Source organism: Chromobacterium aquaticum (genome assembly GCF_021129195.1).
In the GTDB taxonomy this organism is placed as follows: domain Bacteria; phylum Pseudomonadota; class Gammaproteobacteria; order Burkholderiales; family Chromobacteriaceae; genus Chromobacterium; species Chromobacterium aquaticum.
Genome location: NZ_JAJOHW010000035.1, coordinates 94,156 through 116,139, shown reverse-complemented (window position 1 = coordinate 116,139; position 21,984 = coordinate 94,156). Strand labels below are relative to the sequence as shown.

The 21,984-nt window shown below is 62.9% G+C and carries 17 protein-coding genes; 14 read left to right on the top strand and 3 right to left on the bottom strand.

Features of this window, described 5'->3' with window-relative positions:
* From LQT98_RS06360 to LQT98_RS06325, 7 genes are all read left to right on the top strand, one after another.
* Positions 1–832, top strand: an 832-nt coding sequence (locus tag LQT98_RS06360) for a hypothetical protein (protein ID WP_231461560.1), incomplete at its 5' end; no start/stop codon positions are given.
* 271 nt (positions 833–1,103) lie between these two features.
* The gene (locus LQT98_RS06355; protein WP_231461559.1) at positions 1,104–1,670 is read left to right on the top strand and encodes a GspH/FimT family pseudopilin; all 567 of its coding nucleotides are present in this window, start codon (positions 1,104–1,106) and stop codon (positions 1,668–1,670) included.
* Between the two features lie 2 nt (positions 1,671–1,672).
* The gene (pilV, locus tag LQT98_RS06350) at positions 1,673–2,179 is read left to right on the top strand and encodes a type IV pilus modification protein PilV (protein WP_231461558.1); all 507 of its coding nucleotides are present in this window, start codon (positions 1,673–1,675) and stop codon (positions 2,177–2,179) included.
* Positions 2,176–2,958 (top strand): PilW family protein, encoded by a 783-nt coding sequence (locus LQT98_RS06345; RefSeq protein WP_231461557.1) that lies wholly within the window; start codon positions 2,176–2,178, stop codon positions 2,956–2,958. The genes pilV and LQT98_RS06345 overlap by 4 nt, the downstream gene beginning before the upstream one ends.
* A gap of 23 nt (positions 2,959–2,981) precedes the next feature.
* Positions 2,982–3,491, top strand: a complete 510-nt coding sequence (locus LQT98_RS06340; RefSeq protein ID WP_053074338.1) for a pilus assembly PilX family protein — start codon at positions 2,982–2,984, stop codon at positions 3,489–3,491.
* Positions 3,492–3,510: 19 nt separating this feature from the next.
* Positions 3,511–6,894 carry a pilus assembly protein gene (locus LQT98_RS06335; protein ID WP_231461556.1) on the top strand — a complete coding sequence of 1,128 codons (3,384 nt, stop codon included), beginning with the start codon at positions 3,511–3,513 and terminating at the stop codon, positions 6,892–6,894.
* A 23-nt stretch (positions 6,895–6,917) separates the two neighbouring features.
* Positions 6,918–7,364: a type IV pilin protein gene (locus tag LQT98_RS06325; RefSeq protein WP_048409432.1), complete on the top strand. Its 447-nt coding sequence runs from the start codon at positions 6,918–6,920 to the stop codon at positions 7,362–7,364.
* Positions 7,365–7,436: 72 nt separating this feature from the next.
* On the opposite strand, the gene LQT98_RS06320 is transcribed toward LQT98_RS06325, so the two are convergent.
* On the bottom strand, positions 7,437–7,793 hold the full coding sequence (locus tag LQT98_RS06320) for an NADH-quinone oxidoreductase subunit A (protein ID WP_231461555.1): 357 nt from the start codon (positions 7,791–7,793) through the stop codon (positions 7,437–7,439).
* A gap of 93 nt (positions 7,794–7,886) precedes the next feature.
* Positions 7,887–11,891 carry a PAS domain-containing hybrid sensor histidine kinase/response regulator gene (locus LQT98_RS06315; RefSeq protein WP_231461554.1) on the bottom strand — a complete coding sequence of 1,335 codons (4,005 nt, stop codon included), beginning with the start codon at positions 11,889–11,891 and terminating at the stop codon, positions 7,887–7,889.
* Between the two features lie 469 nt (positions 11,892–12,360).
* Here LQT98_RS06315 and gdhA point away from each other — a divergent pair, with 469 nt between their 5' ends.
* Complete coding sequence (gene gdhA, locus LQT98_RS06310; RefSeq protein WP_231461553.1) at positions 12,361–13,701, top strand: NADP-specific glutamate dehydrogenase; 1,341 nt, start codon at positions 12,361–12,363, stop codon at positions 13,699–13,701.
* 210 nt (positions 13,702–13,911) lie between these two features.
* On the opposite strand, the gene LQT98_RS06305 is transcribed toward gdhA, so the two are convergent.
* Positions 13,912–16,101: a penicillin-binding protein 1A gene (locus LQT98_RS06305; RefSeq protein ID WP_231461552.1), complete on the bottom strand. Its 2,190-nt coding sequence runs from the start codon at positions 16,099–16,101 to the stop codon at positions 13,912–13,914.
* A 364-nt stretch (positions 16,102–16,465) separates the two neighbouring features.
* On the opposite strand from LQT98_RS06305, the gene LQT98_RS06300 reads away from it, so the two are divergent.
* The 6 genes from LQT98_RS06300 (at position 16,466) to aroK (ending at position 21,982) form a co-directional block, all read left to right on the top strand.
* The gene (locus tag LQT98_RS06300; protein ID WP_231461551.1) at positions 16,466–17,503 is read left to right on the top strand and encodes a pilus assembly protein PilM; all 1,038 of its coding nucleotides are present in this window, start codon (positions 16,466–16,468) and stop codon (positions 17,501–17,503) included.
* Complete coding sequence (locus tag LQT98_RS06295; protein WP_048409427.1) at positions 17,503–18,093, top strand: PilN domain-containing protein; 591 nt, start codon at positions 17,503–17,505, stop codon at positions 18,091–18,093. The genes LQT98_RS06300 and LQT98_RS06295 overlap by 1 nt, the downstream gene beginning before the upstream one ends.
* Positions 18,090–18,701 carry a type IV pilus inner membrane component PilO gene (locus LQT98_RS06290; protein WP_231461550.1) on the top strand — a complete coding sequence of 204 codons (612 nt, stop codon included), beginning with the start codon at positions 18,090–18,092 and terminating at the stop codon, positions 18,699–18,701. Before LQT98_RS06295 ends, LQT98_RS06290 begins: the two co-directional genes overlap by 4 nt.
* An 11-nt stretch (positions 18,702–18,712) precedes the next feature.
* Positions 18,713–19,231: a pilus assembly protein PilP gene (locus LQT98_RS06285; protein WP_231461549.1), complete on the top strand. Its 519-nt coding sequence runs from the start codon at positions 18,713–18,715 to the stop codon at positions 19,229–19,231.
* Entirely contained in the window at positions 19,228–21,351 is a 2,124-nt protein-coding gene (gene pilQ, locus LQT98_RS06280; protein ID WP_231461548.1) for a type IV pilus secretin PilQ, read from the top strand. The genes LQT98_RS06285 and pilQ overlap by 4 nt, the downstream gene beginning before the upstream one ends.
* A 70-nt stretch (positions 21,352–21,421) precedes the next feature.
* Complete coding sequence (gene aroK / locus LQT98_RS06275) at positions 21,422–21,982, top strand: shikimate kinase AroK (RefSeq protein ID WP_231461547.1); 561 nt, start codon at positions 21,422–21,424, stop codon at positions 21,980–21,982.
* The last annotated feature ends 2 nt before the right edge of the window (positions 21,983–21,984 follow it).

Sequence of the window (21,984 nt, the reverse complement as noted above, 5' to 3'; positions counted from 1 at the left end):
GGACGCCGGCAGCCGGGGCCTGCGGCTGGCGCTGTGCGCGCTGGCCGTCGCCGCCTGTCTTGGCGCGGCCCTGGTCTTGTTGCTGGGCGGCCGCGTCGCGCTGCCCTTGGGCCCCTTGCTGGACAACCATGTGCTGTGGGCGGCGCTGGGTTGGCTGTGGCTGCTAGTGCTGTCGGTGGCGCGCACGGTGATCCCGATGTTTCTGGTCACGCCGCAACAAGCCACGGAGCGGCTGCCGCGGGAGACGTTGTTGTTCGGCCTGCTGTGCCTGGGCGGCGTCGCGCTGATCTGGGACGCGCCCGCCGCCGTCTCCGGCCTGCTGGCCGCCTTGGCGCTGTTCGTGCTGTGGCAGGGCCTGCGGCAATTGGACGCGCTGCGGCGCAGCCAGCGCCGCGCCGACCCCTTGCGCCGCGGCTGGCGAGCCAGCATGGTCTGGATGATGACGGCCACGCCGTGCGCGTTCGCCGCGCGCTTGCTGCCGCTGTCGGAAGCGCTGCCCGTTTTGGCCGGCTGGCTCTGGCTGGGCGGCTTCGGCCTGGGCGCGGTGCTCTCCATGCAGGGCAAAATCTTGCCCTTCCTCGCCTGGCTGGACCTGAAACAGCGCGGCCTGCCCAGGCGGCAATTGCCGGCCACCCATGAATTGCTGGGCGAGGCCTCCCACCGCCGGCTGCTGGGCCTGCACAGCGTCTGGGTCGGCTGCGGCCTGGCCTGGATCGTCGGCGGCTATCGCCTGCCGCTGTTCACCGCAACGCTATGGCTGGGGCTGTACTGGGCCGGATTGGCCGTCGCCTTGCTATACCGGCGCCGCGGTAGCCTTCGCGCCACTCACTAAGAACCTGTTTACAATCTGCTGCGCGTCGGCGATACGGCGTTGAAAACAAGAGAAAAAGCGGAATCTACACACGGTCCATGAGCATTTTGACGCTGTCCTCTCTGTGTCACCACTCACGAAGCGCAGCGGACTTTGAACAGGTTCTAAGCCATTCACGCGGACAACCGCTCAACCCCTTGGCGCCGCCGATTATCGGCCTGTTCTTGCCCGACCACAGAACATGGTAAAAAACATAGGCATAATCTGGGCATTTTTCAGGAGCGTCGACCTCGTGTATCGCGCCAAGGGATTCACTCTGTTCGAACTGGTGATCACCATCGCCATCGCGGCCATCGTGCTAGGCCTCGCCGCGACCTCCTATCGCAGCACCATAGACAGCAGCAATATCGTCGCCGAACTCAGCGATTTGAAAAACGATGTCATGTACGCGCGCAGCGAAGCCACCCGCCAAGGGCTCAATGTACTGATCTGCAGCTCCAGCGACGGCCAAACCTGCAGTGCCTCGTCCAACTGGGCCAATGGCTGGATCGTAATGCTGCCGACCGGCGGCGGCTGCACCGTCAGCGCCGGCCTGACCGCGCAGACCGGCGGCCTGCTGCGGGTGCGCACCTCGCTCAGTTCCGGCGATAGCGTGACTTTTGCGCCATCGGGCAGCAACACTAGCCAGGGCATCTGTTTTTCCAGGATAGGCAGCGGCAGCACCGGCAAATTCACCCTGGCCACCGCCACCGCCGCCACTGCGCCAAACCAGTTGAACAAGCAATGCCTGTTCGTCACCGCGGTGGGCCTGCCGCATACCGTGGCTTACGGCATCAGCGATTCTGTCGGGAGTTGTTGAGCGTGGGACATCTCAAGCGCGGCATCCAAGGTTTTACCCTGCTGGAAGTGCTGGTGGCATTGCTGATCGTTTCCATCGGCCTGCTCGGCCTGGCCGGCCTGCAAGTGGCGGCGATCAACAACACCAATACCTCCCGCGTCCGCGGGCTGGCGGCGATACAGGCCGGCAGCCTGGCCGCCGCCATGCACGCCAACCCTGCCTATTGGCAAAACATCACCGCGTCCACCACACTGGCGAACATCCCGGCCTCCGGATCCTGCGCCAGTTCCGCCTGCACCGCCTCGCAAGTGGCCGGCTACGATGTGGCGACCTGGACCAGCGACTTGGCCAGCCTGGCGATCCCCTCGGCCAGCGGCGGCTTCCAATGCACGCCGGCCAATGCCAGCGGACCGGTGACTTGTACCATCACCATTAGCTGGTCGGAGAAAACGGTGAATGTGAACTCACTAAGTTCCACCGCCAGTTCCGCGGTCAGCACCGCCTCCTATCAAATGGTGGTGCAGCCATGAACACCCAGCGCAGAACCCTGGCCTCGCGGCGCCACAGCCGCGGCATGACCTTGATCGAATTGATGGTGGCCATCACCGTCGGCCTGTTCCTGCTGCTGGCGATGTACGCGATCTTCGTGTCCTTCAAGCTGACCAGCCAGTCCCAGAACGGCCTGGCCCAGATGCAGGACGACCAGAGGATGTCGATGACCATCCTGTCGCAGATCACTCAGTCGGCCGGCTATTTCGGCAATGCACAGACCCAGTTGGTGAATACCGCGCTGCTGGCCGACAACAGCACCGTCAGCGGCGTCAGCTTCAGCGCCGGCCAGGCCATTTTTGGCACGGACAGCGGCTCGGCCACAGTGCCGGACACCTTGTACATCCGCTTCCAGAGCCTGCAGAACGACGGCGTGCTCAACTGCCTGGGCAATACCAATACCGCCAGCGCCGGCACCGTCACCTATATCAATCAGCTGGCGGTGGCCTCGTCCACTCTTCAGCTCACTTGCGGCATCAACGGCGCCAGCGCCCAGCCCATCGTCGGCGGCCTGGCCAGCCCGGTGACCACCTGCCCCAGCATAGGCTACCGCGGCATCAGCAATATCCAGTTCCTGTATGGAGTGGACCCGAGCAATACCGGCTCGGTCACCCAATATGTAACCGCCGGCTCGGTCACCAACTGGTTGAATGTGCGCTCGCTACGCGCCACTCTCTCCATGCAGTACTGCGGGCAAATCGGCGCGGCCCCGGTGACGATTTCCTTTCCCCGCTTCATTTTCCTGCCCAACCAGATATGAACGGACCGCGAAGGGAGGCTGCCATGAAACGATCGCCCAAAGGCATTGCCCTGATCACCGGCCTGCTATTCCTGATCATCGTCACCCTGCTGGGCGTCGCGCTGATGCGTAACTATGGTCTGCAGGGTCGCATGGCCGGTAATTTCCGCGAGAAGGGCCGTTCCTTTGAATCGGCGCAAGCCGCGCTGCAATACGCGGAGTGGTGGCTGTCTCAGGGCAATGTGCCCACCGCGCTGTCTTGCTCCAGCCTGGTATCCAGCGCCACGGTCTGCTCCAACGCCATTTCCAATCCCACCACGCTGCCATGGACCGTCGGCGTCAACTACACCCCCAGCGGCATGAGCACCAGCGGCGGCGGCAGCGGTTTCTCCACCAATCCGCAGTTCTACATCCAGTATCTGGGCGTCAACGCCGTCAACGGCGGCAATGTCTACCGAATCACTTCGGTCGGCTACGGCGGTAACGCCCAGGCGGCCACCGTGCTGCAATCCACCTATGTGGTGGCATCGTCTTTCACCAACCGGGGCCGCTAGCAGCCGAAGGAGTCGCGCCATGGACCATTCAAACAGACAAGCTTGCCGCAACAGCCTCTGGGCGCTGGTCGGCGCACTGTGGGTGTCCTCGACCTGGGCCTCGACCCTGAACGTCGTCGACAACTTCACCGGCGCCACCAATACCGTGAACTGGTACGCCTACGGCGCGCTGTCGGCGGCGAACTCGACGCTGGGCATCGCCAGTGCAGGCGCCTGCCTGACCGCCGGTACCACTTCCAGTTCCAGCAGCAGCGCGGCCAGCCCCAGCAATGCCGGCCAGATCCCGATGTGCGGTTCCGGTTCCGGCGGCGCCACCGGCACCATTCCGGACGCCACCGGCAGTGGCGCATTACGGCTGACCAATAACAGCGCCCACCAGACCGGTGGCATCATCTACGCTGGCGACAGCAGCGGCAACGCTTTCCCGGCCAATACCGGCATCAACGTCACCTGGACCAGTTACAGCTACGGCGGCAGCGGCGCGGATGGCATGACCTTCTTCCTGCTGTCCTCGCCGCAGCAGCTATTCACCGGCAATCAGCCCAATCGCTTGGGCGCCAACGGCGGCTCTCTAGGCTACTCCTGCTCGCAGAACGGCTCCAACCCGACCGACAAAACCGTCACCGGCATGGGCATGACCGGCATTCACAACGGCTTTCTCGCCATCGGCATGGACGAGTACGGCAACTTCTCCAACAAGAACGACGCCACCCCCACCGGCAATAACGGTGGCACGCCGAACGCCATCGTGATCCGCGGCAAGGGCGACCTCAGCAACGACACCTACCCGACCATGCTGTCCACCGTGGTGTCCACCGCCTGCAGCACCGGCCTGGTGCTGGGCACCGCGCAGACGCTGTATCCCTTCTATCGGCTGAATGGAACCAGCAACGGCACCTATGTGCTGCCGTCCAGCGCACCGCTATACACCAGCGCCACCACCCGGGCCACGGCCAAGCCCATCAGTTATCAGTTGCAGATCACCACCAATAATCTGCTGACGCTGAAGTACAGCTATAACGGCGGCGCCTGGACCACGGTCACCAACCCGGCGGTCAACATCACCAGCATCAGCGGCGCGCTGCCGTCTTATCTGAGCTTCGGCTTCGCCGCGTCCACCGGCGGTTCCACCAACTATCACGAAATCACCTGCTTCCAGGCCGCGCCGTTGACGACATCGGCCAGCTCCGCCGGCTCCAACAACCAGCAGACCGCCCAGGTGCAAACCGGCACCCAGGCCTACTTCGCCTATTACAACGCCAACAACTGGTTTGGCGGCGTCACCTCCAACTCCATCGTGGCCAACTCCACCACCGGGGTGGTTTCGGTGTCGAGCACGGCCAGTTGGGACAGCTCCTGCAACCTGACCGGCGGCGCCTGCACCACCACCGGCACCACGCCGGTGGCCTCGCCCATTCCCAGCACCGATCTGAACTCTCCAGCCAACCGCACCCTGGTCACCTGGAACGGCAGCGCCGGCGCGCCGTTCGAATGGGCCAACCTGACCTCCGCTCAACAGACCAGTCTGGGCAGCTCCAATGTGCTGCAATTCCTGCGCGGCGACCGCAGCAATGAAGTGGGCGGCTCCGGCACCCAGGCTTACCGCAGCCGCACCAGCGTGATGGGCGATGTGATCAATGCCAGCCCGGTATGGATAGGACCGCCGGCGCAAGGCTATGCCGCCACCTGGAGCGACTACCTGAACACCTCCGCCACGCAGCCGGAGAACGGCAGCTCCGCCACCAGTTACCCCAGCTTCACCTCGACTTACGCCACTCGGCCCAATGTGGTCTATTCCGGTTCCAACGACGGCATCATGCACGGCTTCCGCACCGGCTCCTACACCAGCGCCGGCGCCTACTCCACCAGCACCGTGGCCAACGACGGCTACGAGGTGATGGGCTATGTGCCGGCCGCGGCGATCTCCAACCTGGCCAGCTACAGCAACATCATTTACTCCCACCAGTATTTCGTCGACGCCACTCCTGGCACCGGCGATCTGTTCTACTCCAACAATTGGCATACCTGGCTGGTGGGCGGCCTGGGCGCAGGCGGCCAGGCGATCTACGCGCTGGATGTGACCAACCCGGCCACCACCACCTCCACCAGCAGCGGCAATGCCAGCGAAACCACGGCGGCCAGCCAGGTGGTAGGCGAGTGGAACGCGTCCAATATCAGTTGTACCTATACCAACGGCAGTTGCGGCAGCGATCTCGGCTATACCTATGGCACCCCGGTGGTGGCTCGCTTTCACAATGGCAAGTGGGGGGTGATCTTCGGCAACGGCTACAACAGCTCCACCGGCGTCGCCGCCATCTTCGTGATGATGGTGGACCCGAGTACCGGCGCCAAAACCTTCTACGAGTACTCGACCGGCTACGGCCCCAGCAAGGACCCCACCAGCAACAGCAGCAACAACGGCATTTACTACACCACCGCCACGGATCTGGATGGAGACAACATCACCGACTACATCTACGCCGGCGACCTGTTCGGCAACGTCTGGCGCTTCGATGTCACCAACACCGATCCCACCAAGTGGGCGGTGTCCTCCTACGCCGGCACCAAGCAGCCGCTGTTTTCCACCCCCACCAACGGCTCCGGCACCAGCAAGAGCCTGCAGCCCATCACCACCAAGCTGATCGTGGGCTCGATCAGCGCTTCCGCGACCCAACCGCGGCTGATGGTGTATTTCGGCACCGGCCAGAAGATTCCGATGACCACCACCTCGGGCAATACCTACGCCACCGGCAACCAGGGCTTTTATGGTGTCTGGGACTGGAATATGGCCGGCTGGAACGGCGTATCGTCGGCCCAGTACGCCAGCAGCACCACGCCCAGCGGCACGCTCACCACCAGCAGCCTGGTGGCCCAGACCATAGCCGGCACCTCCACATCGTCCAGCACCACGGTGACCAACTATGCCGGCACCAGCAATAACGCTGTCTGCTGGGCCGGCACCTCGGCCTGCTCCTCCGGCAACACCCAGTACGGCTGGAAACTGGTGTTTCCCAACAGCAGTTCCAACGAACAATTGATCTACAATCCGCAAAGCCAACTCGGCGCCATCGTGTTCAACACCACGATTCCCGCCGCCAACAACGTGACCTCCTGCACCAGCAGCGTGGACACCGGCTGGTCTTATGCGCTGAATCCGGTAAACGGCGGCAATTTCCCCAAGTCCTTCTTCGCCAACAGCTCGGGGAATTTTTCCGGTGTCAGCAATTTCATGATCAACGCCATCCAGGCCAGCGCGGTGGGTTCCTTCCAGTCCGTCGGCTATAACGGCAGCCGCTACCTGGTGTATCAGACCTCGTCCGGCTACGTCACTGGCAACATCATCGGCGTCAACCCCGGTGCGGCCGGCCAGGGCAACCGCCTGACCTGGATAGAATTGCGCTGAAGCCGCGCCCCTTAGGAGATGAAATGAAGCAGCCGCAGCAAGGTTTCACCCTGATCGAACTGGTGGTCGCCGTCGCCATCGTAGGCATCCTGATCGCCATCGCCGTGCCCAGCTACAACACCTATGTGCAAAAGGGCAACCGAGCCGCGGCGAAAACCGCGCTGCTGGACCTGGCCTCGCGCCAGGAAAGCTATTACTCGCTGAACAATGCCTACACCACGCAGATGGCCAGCATGGGCTATTCCAGCAATTCCAATATCGCCATCCCCAGCGCCACCCAGAACTACTACACGCTGAGCGTGGCCGCAGTCAGCAGCGGCACGCCGCCCGGCTACACGCTGCAGGCCACGCCGGTGGTCGGCAGCGTGCAAGCCACCGACGCCTGCCAGGTCTACCAAGTGGACAATCTGGGCAACAAGACCAATGTCAACGCCTCCGGCAGCGCCGTCACCACCAGCGGTTGCTGGTGAGCGGGCCATGGCCGTGCTCGCCCGGCCGCCGGATGAACGTTTCACCGCCGCGGCGCCGTCATGGACAGCGGCTCAATCCCACTGCAGCGCGCCTTTCTTCCATTCATAAACAAAGCCCACCGTCAGCACGCCCAGGAATACCGCCATCGCCCCCAGGCCGAAACCGCCCAGTTCTTTCAGCGTCACCGCCCAGGGAATCATGAAGGCGACTTCCAGATCGAACAGAATGAACAGGATGGCCACCAGGTAGTAGCGCACGTCAAAGCGCATGCGCGCGTCTTCGAAGGCCTCGAAGCCGCATTCGTACGGCGACAGCTTTTCCGGGTCCGGCCGGTTCGGCCCCAGCAACTTGCCCATCAGCAGCGGCACCACACCTACCAGCAGCCCGACGACGATGAATAACAGGATGGGAAAGTAATTCTGCAACATGGGGCCTGCTCCTCCGAATTGTGAATAAAAGGAGATAGACCATCCTGAAACCACAAGTTTACCGCCAGAGAAAATATCCCGGCGGGAAGCCCATCACGGCTCGCCAGCCACATCCGCCAACAGGGCGCTCAGCGCCGCCAGATGGGCCTCGACCTCGGCTCGCACCGCTTGGATCGAGTCCAGTGGCGGCAGCTCGGCCTGATGCAGGCTTTCCTCCAGCCTGGCGGCGGCGGCGGCCAGTTGCCCCAGGCCCAGCGTGGCTGCGGTGCCCTTCAAGGTATGCGGCAAGCGCAGCGCCGCGCTGTGGTCGCCGGCTTTCAAGGCCACCTCCAGCTCAAACATGTCATTGGAGTGGGATACGATAAAACGGCGCAGCAGATCCAGATACTTGTCGACGCGGCCACGCATCAAGGCCAGGCCGCAAGCGATGTCCACGCCGCAGGTATCCGCCAGCGCCTGCAGGCAGGCCTGCTCCCTCGGTCCCGCTTCCACTGCCGGAACCGATGCTGTGGCATCCGCGCTGACACCGCTCCCCGGCAGCCATTTGAGCAGGGCGGCGAACAACAGCGCCGGGTCCACCGGCTTGGCGACAAAATCGTTCATGCCCGCCTGCAGACAGGCCTGCCTGTCCTCGGCGAAGACATTGGCGGTCATCGCCAGCACCGGCAACAACTCGCAACCCGGCAGCCGACGAATCTGCCGCGTGGCCTCCAAGCCATCCATCACCGGCATCTGCACATCCATCAACACCAAGGCATAGGCTTGAGCCTGCACCATGGCCACGGCCTCGCGTCCGTTCTCCGCGGTGTCCACCCGCATTCCGACATCCTGTAGCAGCTCCAACGCTACCTCGCGGTTGATCACATTGTCTTCCACCAGCAAGAGCAAGGCTCCGCCACTGCGCTGGCGCAGACCATCCTCAACGCCGGCTTCGGCCGATATCGGCGACGCCGCCGACAGCATGCCACGCTCCAGGCAGGCGCTGAACCAGAACAAACTGCCCTGCCCGGGTACGCTGCTGACGCCGGAATCGCCGCCCATCGCCTGCGCCAGATGCCGGGTGATGGCCAGGCCCAGGCCGGTGCCGCCATAACGCCGGGTCGTGGCCGCGTCTTCCTGCTCAAAGGCTTGAAACAAGCGCGGCAATTGCTCCGGGGCGATGCCTATGCCGCTGTCTTCCACTTCGAAGCGCACCAGCACTTGCCGCGCGTCGGCCTGCAATACCTTGGCCCGCAGCACGATGCCGCCGCTGGCGGTGAACTTGACGGCATTGCCCGCGTAGTTGAGCAGGGCCTGGCGCAAGCGCGTCAGATCCCCGCGCAGCCACAAATCTCCCTCATCGCACTCCAGTTCCACGCTGAGCCCCTTGCTGCGCGCGCTGTCCTGGATCAGATTGCGCACGTGCTCGACTACCGCGCCCAAGGTCAAATCCTGATCTTCCAACTGCAGTCGGCCAGCCTCGATCTTGGACAGGTCGAGAATGTCGTTGATGATGGAAAGCAAGTGCTGAGCGGCGGCATCTATCTTGCCCAGACGCTCCTGCTGCAGCGTGGTGGCGCCATCCCGACGCAGCAGATGGCTCAGCCCGAGAATCGCATTCATCGGCGTGCGGATTTCATGGCTCATATTGGCCAGGAAGGCGCTCTTGGCGCGGCTGGCGGCTTCAGCGCGCTCACGCGCGTCGGCCAGCTGCAAAGTACGTTCAGTCACCAGTTCCTCCAGATGGCTGCGGTGACGCTCCAACTCCTCATGCAAGCGTTTTTTCTCGGTGACATCCTCCTTCACCGCGACAAAGTGGCTGATGTGGCCGTCCTGCTGCCGGATCGGGGAAATAGCGGCGAACTCATGATAGAGCTCGCCGTTCTTGCGGCGGTTGATCATCTCGCCATGCCAGGGCTGCCCCTGCCGCAAGGCATTCCACAATGCCTGGTAGGTGGCGCGCGGCGTCAGGCCAGACTGCAGCAAGCGCGGATTGCGGCCCAGCACTTCCTCTCGGCTATAGCCGGTGGACTGGACAAAGGCTTCGTTGACATACTCGATATTGGCCTGCACATCGGTGATGATGACGCTCTCTGGGCTTTGCTCCACCGCCAGCGACAGCTTGCGCAATTGCTCTTCCGCCAGCTTGCGTTCCGTGATGTCCATGCAAATGCCGGACAAGCGCTCCACGCCACCCTCCGCATCCAGGTAGAAACGCCCCTTGGCGCACAGCCAACGCAGCTCGCCGCTCTCGTGGAAAACCCGGTATTCCGCCTCGAAGGCGGCATCGCTGCCTAACGGCGGCCGCCATTGCTTTTCGATTTCCAGCCAATCCTCGGGCAGCACCCGGCGTTGCCAGTCGTCGCGGCTCTGCAGCGCGCCGGGGGCTGCACCATACAGGCGCTCGCACTCCGGCGAGAAATAAATGCGCTTGCTGCCGGCATCCCAGTCCCACAGCCCGATATGCGCGCCATCCTGGGCCAGGCGCAAGCGCTGTTCGCTGTCGCGCAGCGCCTCTTGCGCCAGCTTCTGCTCGGTCACGTCGCGGGAAATGCCGAAAATGCCTATCACCTCGCCCTTGTTATTGCGCAACGGCCCCTTGGTGGCCAAGAACACCCGCCGTCCCAAGGTCGTGTCCAGCACCTCCTCGCAGCTTTGCACGCAGTCATCGGCCAGCACCTGACGACCGATGGCCATCAGCATCTCGGCCTGCTCCGCTGGGAATAAGACCCGGTCGTCCTTGCCCAGCATTTCCTCTCCGCTCTTGCCGACAAACCTTCCCGCGGCCTGATTGAACAGCAAGTAGCGGCCTTGCCGGTCCTTGGCGAAAATAGCGTCATCCGAGCTGTCCACCAGCGCCTCCAGCAATTGCAGAGTATTCAGGTGCGCCTCCTGCTCCTGACGCATGCCCTGCTCGCGAGCCAATTGCTCGCGCTGGCTCAACAACAGGCTCACCGCGCCCAGCATGAACAGGCCAAACAAGCCCAATAGAGCGGTACCGACCGCATCGCCCAGCATGCTGGCATAGAGCTCGGACTGGTCCTGTTTAACCAATAAAAACCAATCCGTGCCGGCGATCTGACGCACCACGCCCACCACCGGCACTCCGCGATGATCACGCGCCCAGATGGCGATGCCCTGCTCGCTTTCACCGCGCAAGACCCGGGCGATCAATAGCCGTGGATCATTCAATGGCGCGCGCCGTGCGCTGTGCTTCGCATCTCCAGGCTCCAGCTGATTCAGAAACACTACCTGGTCGTCCTCCCGGCGCGCCAACACAGTCTGCTCGCTATGACCCTCTCCCGAGCCGCTGAACAGCAGGGCATGCACCCAAGTGGCCTCGGACTGTAATACCAACAACGGTGACCCAGGGCCCTTCAGCGGCACCACGAAATCCAGCCGCAGGCGGTCCGCGCCGCTGAAATAGGGGCCGATGCGGGCCAAGGTTCCCTCCCGGGACGCCAGGGCCACAGACGCTTTCATCGGCGCGCCGGGCTCGGGCAGAACCTTGGCGGAACACCATTGCGTCTTGCCCGCCGCATCCAGCAGACAAGCGCCGCCGAAACCCTCGCTTTGACTCAGGCCTTCCAACCTCCACTTGAAATCAGAGGACGACACAGAGCCCAACGCCCCGTCCGGCCAGGCGAACACTATGCTGGCGCGCACGGTATCGGCATGCCGTTGCTGTTCACGGAACCAGTTGGCCAATTCCTTGCTCTTCGCCGTGGCCACCGAACGTAGTTGTTCCGCCGCGCGCGCCTGGTGCTGGCGCACGGTCTGAGACACGCCGACCACGGTGCAAATCAACAGCAGCAGCGCGATCAAACCTGACCAGCGGTGCTGGCGCCAACCGGCCTGAACGGCCGCGCCGTCGGCGGAGCGCGTCAGCCGCGCCAACAAGACATAGAGCAGCAGAGAAGTCACGACGATGAACAGCCAGCCTTTCAAAGTACTGACCAGCAGCCACTGCAGCGGATCGGCAAACAGGGAACTGACGACGCGATCGGACAGCGCCACCCATAGCGAAGCCACCACCGCGTAAGTCAGCACCACGCTGGCGGCGCCGCCTCGGCTCAGGCCCTCGACGATGCCAGCGTTCCATTCCTTGGTCTGCTTCATGTTTCCATCACTGAAGGTACCGAATCCGGCGCGGCGCTCAGCCTTGCACATCCGTCAAGCCGGGCGCCGCCGACACGGAGAGCCCCTCTCTCCCCCTAAGGACGTGCCACCGCCGACGCCCCGTTCCAACAGTATAGAAAGCGCGGCGGACCGCCGGACGCCAACGAAACGACGGAAAATATCGGTTACACTATTAAGCCAACGGCATCCCTATCCTCGATGCCTGCGCCCTTCCGGCCCTGGCCCCAACCCCGACGCCAGTTTCGCCTTGCCTCCCCACCCCTTGGGCAAGCCGCGTGCAGGAATAGCCGTATCGGGCCCGCAGCCTGCTCGCCGGACACCTCGCTCACAACATCATTCCATTCCGGCGCGACAGACATGCCCGACCATGCCCCAGAAACAGCAAGGGCAGAGCACGCCGACGGAGGCCCGCGCCCGGCCGTTCAATAACAAAATAGAGGTATCAACCATGCATCTTGCCCTGCAAACCTTACTGACCCGGGTCCGTCAACGCGACCCGGAGCAGCTGGAATTCCACCAGGCGGCGGCTGAAGTGCTGCACAGCCTGGACGGGCTGCTAAGCCGCCATCCGCACTATTTCGACCACGGCTTGCTGGAACGCCTGCTGGAGCCTGAGCGCGTGATCCAGTTCCGCGTCTCTTGGGTCGACGATCACGGCCGGGTCCAGGTCAACCGCGGTTACCGGGTGCAGATGAACAGCGCGATAGGCCCGTACAAGGGAGGGTTGCGTTTCCACCCGGCGGTGACGCTGGGCACGCTGAAATTCCTGGCCTTCGAACAGACGTTCAAGAACGCGTTGACCGGCTTGCCGCTGGGGGGCGCCAAGGGCGGCGCCGATTTCGACCCCAAGGGCAAGAGCGACGGCGAGGTGATGCGCTTCTGCCAGGCTTTCGCCTGCGAGCTGTTCCGCCACATCGGCGCCGAGACCGATGTGCCGGCCGGCGACATCGGCGTCGGCGCACGTGAAATCGGCTATCTGTTCGGCCAGCACAAACGCCTGTGCAATCAGTTTTCCGGCGTGTTCACCGGCAAGGGGCCTAGCTACGGCGGCAGCCTGATGCGGCCGGAAGCCACCGGCTACGGCCTGGTGTATTTCGTCGAGCGCATGCTGGCCACCCGCGGCCAAACGCTGGCCGGCAAGCGCGCAGCGCTGTCCGGTTCGGGAAATGTCGCCTTGTACGCGGCGGAAAAGCTGCTGGCGCTGGACGTCAAGGTCGTCAGTCTGTCGGATTCGGAGGGCACGCTCAGCCTGCCGGCGGGTCTGAGCCCGGCCCAACTGGACGCGCTGATGGAGCACAAACACCAGCGCCGTGGACGTCTGGCCGCTTTCGCCGCCAGCCACAGCCTGGACTTTCTCGTCGGGCAGCGGCCATGGCGTCAGCCCTGCGACATCGCGCTGCCCTGCGCCACCCAGAACGAGCTGGACGCCGACGACGCGAAAGCCCTGCTGGCCAATGGCTGCTTTTGCGTGGCGGAAGGCGCCAATATGCCGTGTTCGCCGCAAGCGACGCTGCGCTTCCAGCAGGCCGGCGCGCTCTATGCGCCGGGCAAGGCCTCCAATGCCGGCGGCGTGGCGGTGTCCGGCCTGGAGATGAGCCAGAACGCCTCCCATCTACCCTGGAGCGCGCAAGAGGTGGACGCCAGACTACGCCGCATCATGGAGGACATCCATGCGGCCTGCGTCCAGCATGGAAGGCTGGCGGACGGCGGCATCGATTACGCGCTGGGCGCCAATGTCGCGGCCTTCGGCAAGGTGGCCGCGGCGATGTTGGCCCAAGGCGTGATCTGAGCCGGACGCTCATGTAAAAGCCCCGCCGGATGGCGGGGCTGTGTAAGAACCTGTTTACGATTTGCTGCGCGTCGCGAGACGTCACACGGTGAGTACTTCTTCGAAATGCTCATGTACCACGCGTACATTCCATTTTCTCAGCCGCAACGCCCTGTCTCGCCTTAGCTCGCGAGACTTTCAACAGGCTCTAACATCGAATAGAAAACGCTTCTAGAACAACTGGTCTTTGACATTTTCCACCGCATCCTGCGCGGCGGGCTTGTCCTGCGGCTCGCTGGCGCCGCCGCTGGCATCGCCGCCGGCACCCGGCACCGCGCCGTGGTTGTCCACTTTCAATTCCGGATTGGTCTTCTGGAATTCCTCGTAGTAGTACTCGTCGCCACCGCGCTGACCGGCGCCGGCCTTGACCACGATGCCCTGCGGCACCGGCATGTCCACCTCCGGCTGGCCCTTGAGCGCATTCGCCATATAGTTGATCCACACCGGCAGCGCCGCGGTGCCGCCATAGCCGTAGCGGCCCAGCGAACGCGGCTGATCGAAGCCCACCCAGGCGGCCGCCACCAGATTGGGGTTGTAACCGACGAACCAGGCATCCTTCCAGTCCGAGGTGGTACCGGTCTTACCGGCCAGATCGGTGCGACCCAGGCTCATCGCGCGATAGCCGGTGCCGTAGCGCACCACATCCTTGAGCATGGAGCTCATGATGAAGGCGTTGCGCGGATCGATGGCTTGCGGCGCGTTCTGGCCGGCGATGGTGGGCACGGTCTTGGCCAGCACGCGGCCGGACTGGTCTTCAATGCGGTCAATGAAATAGCCCTTGCTGCGGTAGCCGCCATTCGCGAACACCGAGTAGCCTTCCACCATTTGCAGCGGCGTCACCGCGCCCGCGCCCAGCGCCATGGTCAGGTAGGCCGGATGCTGTTTGGCGGCAAAGCCGAAACGCTGGATGTACTGCTGGGCGTAATCGGTGCCGGTCGCCATCAGCACCCGCACCGACACCAGGTTCTTGGACTGAGTCAGGCCGCTGCGCATGGTGATCATGCCGGCGAACTTGCCGTTGTCGTTCTTGGGCTCCCAGCGCTGACCATCAGCGCCCACCACCGACAGTGGCGCGTCGTTGATCATCGTCGACGGCGTCAGGCCACGCTCGATGCCGGCGGAGTAGATGAAGGGCTTGAAGGTGGAACCGGGCTGACGCCAGGCCTGGGTCACGTGGTTGAAGCTGCGGCGGTTGAAATCGAAGCCGCCCACCAGCGAGCGGATCGCGCCGCTGCGGGTATCCATCGACACGAAAGCGCCTTCCACCTCCGGCATCTGCACGATTTCCCAATAGCCTTTCTCATGCGCGCGGATGCGGATCACCGAACCGCGACGGATCTGCTGCGCTGCGCTGACCTTGCCGCCCAACGCGCGTCGCGCGAAATCCAGGCCGCTGCCCTTGATCACCGCCACCTTGCCGCCGCGCATATAAGCACGAACTTCCGCCGGGCTGGCGGACAGCACGATGGCCGGCAGCATATCGCCGCTGTCGCGCAATTCGCTGATCGCGTCGTCCAGCGCCTCGGTCTGCTGCTCGCCTTCCACGCCGGACAACTCCACCACGCTTTCCGGGCCGCGATAGCCCATCTTGCGGTCGTAATCGACCAGGCCGGCGCGCAAGGCGTCGTAAGCCCACTTCTGATGGCGGCTGTCCAGCGTGGTGTAGACCTTGAAGCCCTCGGTGTAGGCGGACTCCTTGTAACGCTCGTACATCGCCTGCCGCACCATTTCCGCCACATATTGCGCCGGCTGGCTGCTGCTGTCCGCGCTCTGGCTAGCAAGCTTCATCGGCTCGGCCACCGCGGCGTCGTATTGTTCCTGAGTGATGAAATTAAGCTCGCGCATCCGGCGCAGCACGTATTGCTGGCGCAGGCGGGCACGGTCCGGATTGACGATGGGGTTGTAGGCGGACGGCGCCTTGGGCAGGCCGGCCAGCATCGCCATTTCAGCCACAGACAGATCCGCCAGCGGCTTGCCGTAATAGGCCTGGGCCGCGGCGGAGAAGCCATAGGCGCGCTGCCCCAGATAGATCTGGTTGAAATACAACTCCAGGATCTGGTCCTTGGTCAGCGTGTGCTCGATCTTGAAGGCCAGCAGCGCTTCGTTGAATTTGCGGGTAAAGGTTTTTTCGCTGGACAGGAAGAAATTCTTGGCCACTTGCATGGTGATGGTGCTGGCGCCGGAACGGGCATGGCCGGACACCAGATTGCCGACCGCGGCGCGCACCACGCCGACGTAATCGACGCCGCTGTGCTGGTAGAAGCGCTCGTCCTCGGCAGCCATCACCGCCTGTTTCATCAGTTGCGGCACTTCATGGATGCGGGAAAACGAACGACGTTCCTCGCCAAATTCCCCTATCAATTGATTGTCGGCGGAATAAACGCGAAGTGGGATTTTTGGACGATAGTCCGTCAGTACATCAAGACTCGGCAAGCGAGGGTAGGTTATGATGATTGCAATGGCGCCTGCGCCAGCAACCAATACGGCTCCACCTAGAAACAGACCTGCAAGTATTGCGAGGATTCGTCTTAGCATATTTACAATGGGCTTTCACTGGAAACCGGATTATAACGTCTTGTGAAAGCGCGCAAGACAAACAATGGCAGCGACACGCCAAAAAACTGTCGCATAGGACCAATCGAGGCACCTGATGCTTATCGACAAACTTAAAATCGCCCCGTCCTGGCTAGAACCTCTTGGATTGGGGAAAGCCAAGAACGTTCCCATGCTCGGGCTGGATATCAGCAGCACCGCGATCAAATTGGTGGAGCTGTCCCGCGCAGGAAAGAACTGCCAAGTCGAGCGCTATGTGATCGAAGTCTTGCCCAAGGATGCGATCAGCGACGGTAATCTGGTGGAGATAGAAGGCATTGCCGAAACCCTGCGTCGCGCCTGGAAACGCTTGGGCAGCCCCACCCGCCACGTCGCTATCGCCATCCCGACCTCGATGGCGATTTACAAAAAACTGCTGGTGCCGGTCAGCCAGACCGACAATCTGTCCGAACTGATCGAAGCCGAAGCCAATCAGAGCATTCCCTTCCCGCTGGAAGAAGTGAATCTGGATCATCAGGTGCTGGGCCCGGCGCCGGCCAGTATAGATGACCTGGAAGTGCTGCTGTGCGCCGCCCGCAAGGAAAAAGTGGAGGAGCGCGTGGCGGTGGTGGAAATGGCCGGCCTGCGCGCCCAAGTGGTGGACGTCGAATCCTTCGCCATGATGACCGCCTTCGAGCAGATCGAGCAGCAATTGCCGGAACAGGGCATGAACCAGACCTTCGCCTTGTTCGACATCGGCGCCAGCCGCATCCACTGCAATATCATCCGCAATAATCAGCAGGTCTATTACCGCGAACAGGTGTTCGGCGGCCAGCAATTGACGCGCGACATCCAGCGCCGCTACGGCATCAGCTACGAAGAGGCTGAAAGCGGCAAGCGCGGCATGAGCCTGCCGGACGGTTACGAATCTGAGCTGATGCACCCCTTCGTCGACTCCCTGGCCCAGGAAATCCAGCGCGCGCTGCAATTCTTCTACACCACGGTCAGCGTGTCGCAATATCTGCGCGTCGACTACATCCTGCTGGCCGGCGGCTGCAGCATGCTGCCCGGGCTGGACGACGCCGTCGCCGGCCGCACCCAGATCAGCACCATGATAGCCAATCCGTTCAGCACCATGGTGCAGTCCGGCAATATCCGCCTGAAGGAGTTGCTGATGGACGCGCCCGCGTTGCTGGTGGCCTGTGGACTGGCCATGCGGAGGTTCGACTGATGATACGCATCAACCTGCTTCCGCACCGCGAACAAAAGAAAGCCGCGCATAGATTGCGCTTCCAGGTGCTGCTGGGCCTAACCCTGGTCGCATCTCTGGCGCTGGTGGTGCTCAGCTACCTGATCATCGGCAGCCGGCTCTCCCATCAGCAGCAGCGCAATGACTTCCTGCAAGGCGAAATCGCCCAATTGGACAATCAGATCAAGAATATCGGCACGCTGAAGAAGCAGCGCGATGATCTGCTATCGCGCAAGCAATTGGTGGAAAGGCTGGAACAGGGCCGCAATGAAGGCGTGCACGTGTTCGACCAACTGGTGCGGCAAACCCCGGACGGCGTCTACTTGAAAAGCTTCAAGCAGACCGGCAACCAGTTCACGCTGTCTGGCTACGCGCTGTCCGGCGCCCGCGTCTCCAACTATATGCGCAGCCTGGCGCAGTCCAATGTCTTCGACGCCCCGGTGTTGATCGAGGTGAAAGCCTCCAGCATCAATAATCAGCGCGTCAACGAATTCACCCTGAACAGCAGCCTGCGCGAACCCGCTCCGGCCAAGAGCGGCCAGCCCGCCGCCACACCTGGAGCCAAGCCATGACGCTGGACGAACTGCGCACGCTGGACCCCAAGGATATCGCCAACTGGCCGGCGCAAGGCCAGGCCATCGCCTTGGCGCTACTGGTCGCCTGCTTTATCGGCCTCGGCTATTTCTTCGTGCTGGGAGACGAACTGGACCGGCTCAACGCCGCCAAGCAGCAGGAGGAGCAGCTCAAGCAGACCTATCTCGACAAGAAACGCCAGGCGGTCAACCTGGACGCGCTGCAGCAGCAATTGAAGGAAATCGACGCCTCCTTCGGCGTGCTGTTGAAGCAATTGCCGACCAAGTCGAATATGGACACGCTATTGACCGAGATCAACCAGGCCGGTCTCGGCCGCGGGCTACAGTTCGAGCTGTTCCGGCCCAATCCCGAAATCAAGACGGCCGAGATGGCGGAAGTGCCGATCACCATCCGCCTGACCGGCAGCTATAACGACCTCGCCGCCTTCGTCAGCGATGTGGCGCAGCTGTCGCGCATCGTCACCATTTCCGACATCAGCCTGACTCCGGACACCAAAGGCGCCCGCCTGACCATGGATGCCACCGCCAAAACCTTCCGCGCGCTGGAGCCCGAAGAGCGGTCTGCGCAGGCGGCCGCCCACAAGTGAGTCCCAACACCATGAAAAGAACTCTCGCTTGCGTACTGCCCTTCTTGCTCGCCGCCTGCGGCAGCGGCGATACCGACGACCTGCGATTATGGATGCAAACCAGCACCCAAGGCTTGCGCGGCCAGATCGAGCCGCTACCGCAGGCGCAGTCTTATCAGCCGTTCGCCTACCAGGCTTTCGACTTGCTCGACCCGTTCAACGCGCAAAAACTGGCCGCGGCCAAGAATCAGAACCAGGCCAACGCGCCGGATATGAAACGGCCGCGCGAGGCGCTGGAAAACTATGACCTGGACAAGCTGGCGGTGGTTGGCGTCATCCGCCGCAGCGGCACCAACTACGGCCTGGTGCGCACGCCGGAAGGCGCGGTCTACCGGGTGCAGGCAGGCAACTACGTTGGACCCAATTTCGGCCGGATCAAGAAGATAGGCGACACCGAAATCGAACTGACTGAAACCGTGGAAGATTTGAACGGAGAATGGGTGCAGCGCAACACCAGCCTGTACCTGGACGAACAAGGGCAGAACAAATGAGCAAGCACTCCATCAAACTGTTGTCGGGGCTGGGCCTGTCCCTGCTGTTCAGCTGCGCCGCCGCCGGACCGGCGATCACCGCCATCCAGCTGGCGAACGGCGACGGCGATCAGCAAGTGCTGAAAATCAACTTTGACGGCCCCGCGGTTCAGCCCAATAGTTTCGCGATCGCCAATCCACCGCGCATCGCCTTCGATTTCGCCGGCGCCAGCGTCAAGATGGCCAAGCCGCAACAGGACTTGGGCGGCTCACTGGTCAAGTCGGCGGTGGCGGTGGAGGCCAACGGCCGCTCGCGGCTGGTGCTGAGCCTGAGCCGCAATGCGCTGTACAGCAGCACCGTGTCCGGCAATATGCTGCTGGTCACGCTGAATCCGAACCTGGGCAGCGCCGCCCAATCCGCGACACCGGTGGAGCGACCCGCCGCCGGCTCCCAAGTCGCCGCGCGCCCCAGCCCGCCGCTGGCCGCCAATGCTCCGGCCCTGGCGCTGGACTTCCGTCGCGGCAAGAACGGCGAGGGCCGGGTGGAAATCAAGCTGCCCTCCGCCAGCACCCCGGTCGATATCCGCCGTGAAGGCAAGCAGCTGCTGGTCGACGTGCTGGGCGCGCAACTGGATAGACAGAACCAGCGCCGGCTGGATGTTGCCGACTTCGGCACCCCGGTGGCCAAGATCGACGCCCGCAACCAGGGCGGCAACAGCCGCATCCAGATTCAGCCCCAGGGCGATTGGGACTTCTCCTCCTACCAGACCGATGGCCAATTGGTGGTGGAAGTAAGACGGCCGACGCCCGAATCCGCCAGCACCGCCGACAGCAATCAGAAGCCGCAATACAAGGGCGACAAGCTGTCGCTGAATTTCCAGAACATAGAAGTGCGCACCGTCTTGCAGGTGATCGCCGAATTCACCGGCCTCAATATCGTCACCAGCGACACGGTGAGCGGCAATATCACGCTGCGATTGAAGGACGTGCCCTGGGACCAGGCCTTGGACCTGATTCTGCAAACCAAGGGCCTGGATCAACGTCGCGCCGGCAACATCATCCAGATCGCGCCGCGCGAGGAATTGCTGGCGCGCGACAAGCAAGTGCAGGAAGCCAGACAGCAACTGGCCACGCTGGAGCCGGTGCGCTCGGAAACCTTCGTGCTGCGCTACCGCTCTGCCGAGGACTTCAAGAAGGTGCTGGACGGCACGAATACCACCGGCAAGAAGGAAAGCATCCTGACCGAGCGCGGCAGCGCGCTGATCGACCCCAAAACCAATACCCTGATCATCAATGACACCGGCAGCACCATAGACAAGATCCGCGACATCATAGGCAAGACCGATGTGCCGGTGAAACAGGTGCTGATCGAGGCGCGCATCGTTGAGGCCACCGACAACTGGAGCCGCAATCTGGGCGTCAAGCTGTCCTACGATCGGGTAACCAGCAGCGGCATCATTTCCGGCGGCGGCCTCACCAACGCCATCACCAACGCCAACGGGAGGATGGGCATCGTCGGCAACGCCACGCAGACGCCCTATGTCATTGCCCCCGGCGTCAACCTGCCCATCACCAACCCCGCCGGCTCACTGACCGCGCTCTACAGCGTGGGCAAGTCCGCCATCATCGGCCTCGAACTACAGGCGCTGCAGACCGAGAACAAGGGACGGGTAATCTCCAGCCCGCGCATCATGACCGCGGACCGGCAGGAAGCCACGATAGAACAAGGCACCGAGATCCCCTACCAGGAAGCCTCGTCCAGCGGCGCGACCTCGACCTCGTTCAAAAAAGCGGTGCTCAGCCTGAATGTGAAACCGCAGATCACACCGGACAATCACGTGATGCTGGACATCAAGGTCAACAAGGACAGCGTCAGCCCCACGCTGACCGTCGGTGGCACACCGGCGCTGGACACCAAGAAGGTGAATACCCAAGTACTGGTGGAAAATGGCGGCACGGTAGTGATTGGCGGCATCTACCAGCAACAGATCAGCGACATCGTCAACAAAGTGCCGCTGCTGGGTGATATTCCCATCCTGGGCGCCTTGTTCCGCAGTTCACAAAAATACGATAACCGTACCGAGTTGCTGGTCTTCATCACCCCCAGGGTGGTCGATGATCTGAGCGGCAACAATCAGTAAAACGGCGGCGCCTGCCGCCGTTTTCACGCTGCTGCGACGCCGAAAGACAGAGCGGCCAAGCTCGGCTACAATGCCTGCCATGGAGAAACTGGCAGGCAATTTTTTTCTGGTCGGCTTGATGGGCGCGGGCAAGACCACGGTGGGCCGCGCACTGGCGCGTCGCACCGACAGAACCTTTTACGATTCTGACCACGAGATCGAGGCCAGAACCGGCGTGCGCGTGGCCACCATCTTCGACATCGAAGGCGAGTTGCGCTTCCGCGACCGGGAAACCTCGGTCATCGCCGACCTAGCCCGCCTGGACAATATCGTGCTGGCCACCGGCGGCGGCGCCATCATCCGTCCGCAAAACCGCGCCTGCCTGTCGGCCCACGGCACCGTGATCTATCTGCGCGCGACGATAGACGATCTGCTGGCCCGCACCCTGCACGACAAAAACCGCCCACTGCTGCAGATCGCCGATCCACGCGCCAAACTGGAAAGCCTGTTCCAGGAGCGCGACCCGCTCTACCGCGAAGTGGCCGACATCGTCGTCGACACCACGCAACAGAATGTCAGCCTGTTGGTTGCGCGCCTAATGGAGCAACTGGCCGGCCTCCCCCCCAAACACCGCCCCGCACAAGGAAGCTGATT